Source organism: Vibrio penaeicida (assembly GCF_030689305.1).
In the GTDB taxonomy this organism is placed as follows: domain Bacteria; phylum Pseudomonadota; class Gammaproteobacteria; order Enterobacterales; family Vibrionaceae; genus Vibrio; species Vibrio penaeicida_B.
In genome coordinates, this window is the sequence record NZ_JAUYVM010000013.1 from 71,026 (window position 1) to 76,295 (window position 5,270).

Annotated in this window: 4 protein-coding genes; 2 read left to right on the plus strand and 2 right to left on the minus strand. The window is 44.0% G+C overall.

Annotated features, from left to right (window positions below; translation table 11 throughout):
- Window positions 1-28: 28 nt before the first annotated feature.
- Window positions 29-1,279, plus strand: coding sequence for an MFS transporter (locus Q8W40_RS19490; RefSeq protein WP_305399556.1), 1,251 nt, complete (start codon window positions 29-31; stop codon window positions 1,277-1,279).
- 18 nt (window positions 1,280-1,297) lie between these two features.
- Here Q8W40_RS19490 and Q8W40_RS19495 read toward each other — a convergent pair whose 3' ends face one another.
- Window positions 1,298-2,245 (minus strand): cupin-like domain-containing protein, encoded by a 948-nt coding sequence (locus tag Q8W40_RS19495; RefSeq protein ID WP_305399557.1) that lies wholly within the window; start codon window positions 2,243-2,245, stop codon window positions 1,298-1,300.
- A 261-nt stretch (window positions 2,246-2,506) separates the two neighbouring features.
- Between Q8W40_RS19495 and Q8W40_RS19500 the strand changes: the two genes are divergently transcribed.
- Window positions 2,507-3,757, plus strand: coding sequence for an MFS transporter (locus tag Q8W40_RS19500; RefSeq protein WP_305399559.1), 1,251 nt, complete (start codon window positions 2,507-2,509; stop codon window positions 3,755-3,757).
- Window positions 3,758-3,775: 18 nt separating this feature from the next.
- Here Q8W40_RS19500 and Q8W40_RS19505 read toward each other — a convergent pair whose 3' ends face one another.
- Complete coding sequence (locus tag Q8W40_RS19505) at window positions 3,776-5,092, minus strand: hypothetical protein (protein ID WP_305399560.1); 1,317 nt, start codon at window positions 5,090-5,092, stop codon at window positions 3,776-3,778.
- Window positions 5,093-5,270: the final 178 nt, after the last annotated feature.

Genomic DNA, 5,270 nt, shown 5'->3' on the forward strand with positions numbered 1-5,270 from the left:
TGTCTTCCTCTCTCAGAATGGAATCTCAATGAATAAATCGCAACTGAGCCACTTTATGGGGTTGTTTACCGGGCTTTTCCTGTTTTCACTGTTTCTTTTTATCCCGATACTCACCCCTTTGTTAATGGCTTTTGGCATGAGCCTGCCGGAAATCGGTATTATCATGGCGACCATGGGCATGACCGTTATTCTGCTTGAATTACCGACAGGTGGTTTAGCCGATCAAATTGGACGGCGTAAAGTGTTCACGTTTTCGATGTGGTTTTGTGTTCTTGCTTATCTTTGCTTGCTGATGTTTCAGGGTTTTATTGGCGGAGTGATAGGCATGTTTCTCTGGGGAACGAGCATTGCACTTAATTCAGGCACTTTAAACGCATGGTTTGTCGAACAATTTAACAAAGCGGAAGGGACGATGACTCTGCAAAAAGGCTTTGCGCGTGTGAGTTTCCATTCAAGCTTGCTAGGTGCATTAGGGGCGTTATCGGGTTCGACCGTTATGTTCGTGGGTGAGAAGCTTGGATACAGTGCTATCACGCTTTACAACTTTTTGATCATGCTGGCGATGATCATTATTTTTGCTGTCATCGTGATTACTCAAATTTGGATTAAAGAAGATCGAAACTTCGATTCTCTTTCTATAAAAGTTTTTGCCCAGTTACCTAACCAGATTACCAGTGGTGTGAAAGCCGTAAAGCACCCAGTACTTTGGCGAATTCTATTGGCACTCTTTCTTACGGTTCCTGTTGCGAGTGGAATCGAAAAATTCTGGCCTATTCAATTTGAAGCGCTGTCAGGTAACAACCCGTTAGAGTGGGCGTATGGCTTAACCTATACCGCCATATTGTGCTTAGGAAGCTTGGCGGCGATGATGACTAATTGGTTGTCAGAGAAACTTAGCCATCAATTGGGTAAAGTACTATTTGTGAGTGTTTTGCTAAGGATGATCGCTGCATCGGCGTTTGCTTTAAGCGGGAACCTCTACCTGTTTATCGCTTTTCTTATGTGCTACGAGTTGTTTCATCAATTGGGTGGTTCGGCATACAGCGAGCTATTGCATCAATCAGCCGACGACGAAATCCGATCTACTATCGATTCGGTCTCTTCACTGACAACGAGATTTGGTGGCGTTGTTGGGTCTTTGCTTTGTGGCTTTGCTTCAGAACATATTGGTTTAACAAACGTGTGGCTTGCTTGTGTCGTTATTTCAGCAGGTGCGCTGTTGATCTACAAAAGTAGGGTGCTTAACCAACCTAAGATTGAAGAACCCGTCACTGTGTAAATCAACAGAACCAAATATCTAAGTTCGAAAAGGTTTACTGATGAATCGCCACGCTTGGGCAAACAAGCTGGCGATGCCTAACCCCGTAATAAGAAAGGTCACTTTTCCTAATTCGGTGTAACCCTTCTTCCATATTTTTCTCACCGTTGGGTAAGACAGATCGCCCATCACATGCAGTGGTGAGCGCCAGCATTGCGCAACGGTAATGCCAAAATTATCGTCAGTTGGTTCAATACCATGCCACCAAAAGGGTGGAATATACATAGCATCACCAGGCTCTACCATTGCGGTATACGGTTTCAATTGAGAAGATCGGCTGGCATCAAAACAGGAACCATTTTCAAGGTAGGCATCGGCTTTAAATGCATCAAACACAAGGTCATCGGTGAGTTTATCTGGCGGTAGCAAGCCGACCTTCTTAGTACCAACCACTTGGCTCATGAGGGTTTCATCCGTTACATGAAAATGCCAGCCCGTTCCCGCACCCTTATACATGAATGCTCTCGATTTTGGGTAAGCAATGGGAGGCTTTGGGTTGGGTAGAAAAGGGTAGCCATCGGTGTCGGTAGACAATACATCAAAGGGTTTTTCGCTCAATACGACCGAAGGAGCACTCAGAATCCCTATATCACTTGATTGCAGCATTTCTAGCACTTCATGGAAAGGCTTTACTTCTCGCCCTTCCCCCATTCGCTCTGGGCTTTCGTAGTTCATATGAGGATAGTGAGGAGTAGGGACATCGTGACATTTTTCAAGTAAGTACTCGGGGCAGCGCCATTTCTTCATCGCCGGCCAATGCTTTATTGCTCCCTTGATTAGGCAAGGTCGGTTTCGGGCAACGTATTGAGAGTAAAACGCTTTAGGAGTCAGACTGTCTGCATAAACCGTTTCAATATTCTGAGCCGAGTCCATACCTGGAACGTGTTTGAAAACGTGTTCTTCCGCTATTTTCTCTGCTGTATCCATAAATACTGGCTCCAATAAGGTGAGGAATTCGTCTCATTTGACCGAAAACGGTTCAATTTTAATCGCCGGAAATGTTATACCTTTTTTAATGAAATGATAATTGGTGTTGTTTTAACTGTGATCAAAGCGTTATTCTCTAGTGGTGTTACTTTGTATCTTTAATCGTAATTACCTTCATCATCAAAACTTTAAATGCCACTTTTCTCCAATTCCCAATAGGGCAAAGTGAGCGGAAAATGCCAATAATTTACGGATACGTGGATGAATCGAATTCAGCTTAGTCATCGATATGGTCTCTTTATGGGGCTATTTTTTATCTCCCAGTTTTTAGTGATTCCAATAATGACACCGCTGCTTTTGGGGTTTGGGATGAGTATCCCTCAAATAGGAATGATCATGGCGACCATGGGGATTACAGTCATGGTGCTTGAATTGCCAACGGGCGGTTTGGCCGATCAAGTTGGGCGTAAGAAAGTATTCCTGATCTCAATTTTGTTTAGCATGCTGTCTTATCTTGTGCTGCTGTTTATCCCAAGCTTTATTGGTGGTGTTGTTTCGATGTTTTTGTGGGGAGCCAGTATCGCCATTAGCTCTGGTACACTTACAGCCTGGTTTGTTGAATCCTTTAACGAAAGTGAAGGGGATATTACCTTGCAAGCGGGGTTTGCGAGAGTGAGTGCTAGAAGCAGTTTTTTTGCAGCTACTGGCGCTTTAATCGGTGCTGGCATTATGTACGGTGGGGTTGAATTCGGCTTTGAGGCGCGGCAACTTTACGATGTGTCTTTGTGGGCTGGATTGGCATGTTTGGCATTGGTGTTCATTATCGCATTGCTTTGGATTAAAGAGCAGCGAGAGTTTAAGCCTTTTTCATTTGCATTACTTACAAGTGTGCCGACTCAAATGAAAAGTGGGATTGACGCGGCGAAACACCCAGTGCTTTGGCGAATATTGTTCGCCATGTTTCTTACCATTCCCATCGCCAGTGCCATCGAGAAGTTTTGGCCAGTTAGGTTTGAAGATTTGTCAGATGGACAGCCATTAGAATGGGTATATGGATTAACGTATGCCGTCACTTTTTACTTAGGAAGTCTAGCGGCTGTAATGACGAATTGGTTATCCGATAAGTTTGATCAGCAAATGGGTAAGGTGCTTATGGTCAGTGTCGCTATTCGTCTTATCGCGGCCACTATTTTTGCGTTGTCTGGCAACGTTGTGATGTTTGTACTTCTTTTTGTCTGTTACGACTTTACCAATCATCTCGGCAAGTCTGCATACAACCAGCTGTTGCATCACTCCATAAATGACAGTGTGCGCTCCACGGTAGACTCGCTCAATTCTTTGGTGATGAGAATCGGAGGGGTCATCGGGTCACTTATGTGTGGTTTTGGTGCGGCTTACATCGGATTAGTGAATATATGGCTTATTTGCATTGTGCTTGCCATCGGGGCATTGTTCTTTTACAAAAGCCCTATGCTTAACCAAGCTTCTGAACCAGCAAACGCGGCAACGTAAGAACGTTGCCGACCAGCATCATTTCTGAACTCTCATAACACCGAGCGCAGCTTGATTGGCGGTGCATACTACGCCTTTTCCAGATAAAGATTGGCGTACACAACCCCCGCCAAATTCTTCCCCTAACATAAATACACCTAACACCGAAGCTTCGTCCGATTCAACAAAAACACCTTTGGGGGTCATTGAAATGGCAGCTTCGCGTTTGCCTTGTATTCTTTGCTGCATAATGGCTGTCGGTGATTCTGCCAGCGTCGCTTTATTTAGCAATGCGACCCACTCTTCACTGTTACACTCCCAACCGCAAAAGACGCCGTGTCCACCGTAGCCAATGGCGTCTTTAATTACCCAGTCATTCTGGTTCAAGTCGAGAAGGTGGTTGAGATTTTCCTCAGATACAATAAACGTATTGGGGATCAAGGTTTCAACTGTGTTGTTTTGATCCTTAGTGAGCTTTGACTGAACGCGCTCTTCCCTAAGTAACCCTAGAATGGCTTTACTCATGAAGACTTCGCTTAAAGGGTGAATAACGGAATGAACTTTCCCACTATCTAATCCGTCCAAATACGGCACATAGCTGTCGTCGGATGAACGTGCAATATCACTTAACGTAAACACTTCGAAGACCAATACGCAGCCATCATGCGAATCGATGACATCACTAAGTTTTGTATGGGGGATGGCGATGATGTCTTGGTTGAGCCGTGCACTTAATGCTCCAGACGCACTGTTTGCCACTAGAGGGCTTTCTTGAAACTGAAGCGCATCGTCGACAACTATTAGCATTGGCTTTTCGAGCTCTGCCAGTTTGTCTTCAATTTTGGGTGTAATGTGGGAGTAGGGCGATCGCCAATACTCTTCAATAACCACAGAAGGTGTGTCCTGTTTTTCTTGAGCTAATGCCTCATCGTATAGTGTTTGAATGCCATCATAAGCAAAACCACCGATGGCTCCGCCTACGTTCACTTCCATGACTTTCCAATCGGTTCCATTGTCTAAAATATCCCATCGGCAAGGAATCAAACCAGTTCGAGAGGATAACCGCTCTGCCAAGGAAATGACTGTTTCGCCACGAAACCCTGCAGTGGCTAAAAAATCTCGCACATTACCGTCAAAAGCAATCTTAGGAAGGCTCTCTATAATGCCGAACAATTGGCTTAGCATATTTGTCTGTTTTTTAATCACATCGTTGGGATATACGATAGGTGTCATCAGCAAATGCCAATCAGGACGAGAAAATCGGCTGCTTGCCCCGTTATGTCTGATGTCATCCGCCAAGTCATCTGCCAAAGGATTCTCTTCAAAATAGTCAAACCAGAATGTGCTTGATTGCATATTATTACTCCAAGAAATTCATTTAACTTATTGTTTTATATTGAAATGAATCAGGTGATGTAAGACAAAAATTAGTTTTATGAGCAAACCATTATAAACTTTAACAAGTCGTTTACAAACTTCGGGATATTGTATAAGAATATGTAAATTTTTGTATCAAAAAGATAGGCAGTGGCAG

Excerpts from the sequence above, each read along its gene's own strand:
- Q8W40_RS19505 (WP_305399560.1), bottom strand. The coding sequence starts at position 5,092 with ATGCAATCAAGCACATTCTGGTTTGACTATTTTGAAGAGAATCCTTTG.
- Q8W40_RS19495 (WP_305399557.1), bottom strand. The coding sequence starts at position 2,245 with ATGGATACAGCAGAGAAAATAGCGGAAGAACACGTTTTCAAACACGTT.
- Q8W40_RS19490 (WP_305399556.1), top strand. The coding sequence starts at position 29 with ATGAATAAATCGCAACTGAGCCACTTTATGGGGTTGTTTACCGGGCTT.
- Q8W40_RS19500 (WP_305399559.1), top strand. The coding sequence starts at position 2,507 with ATGAATCGAATTCAGCTTAGTCATCGATATGGTCTCTTTATGGGGCTA.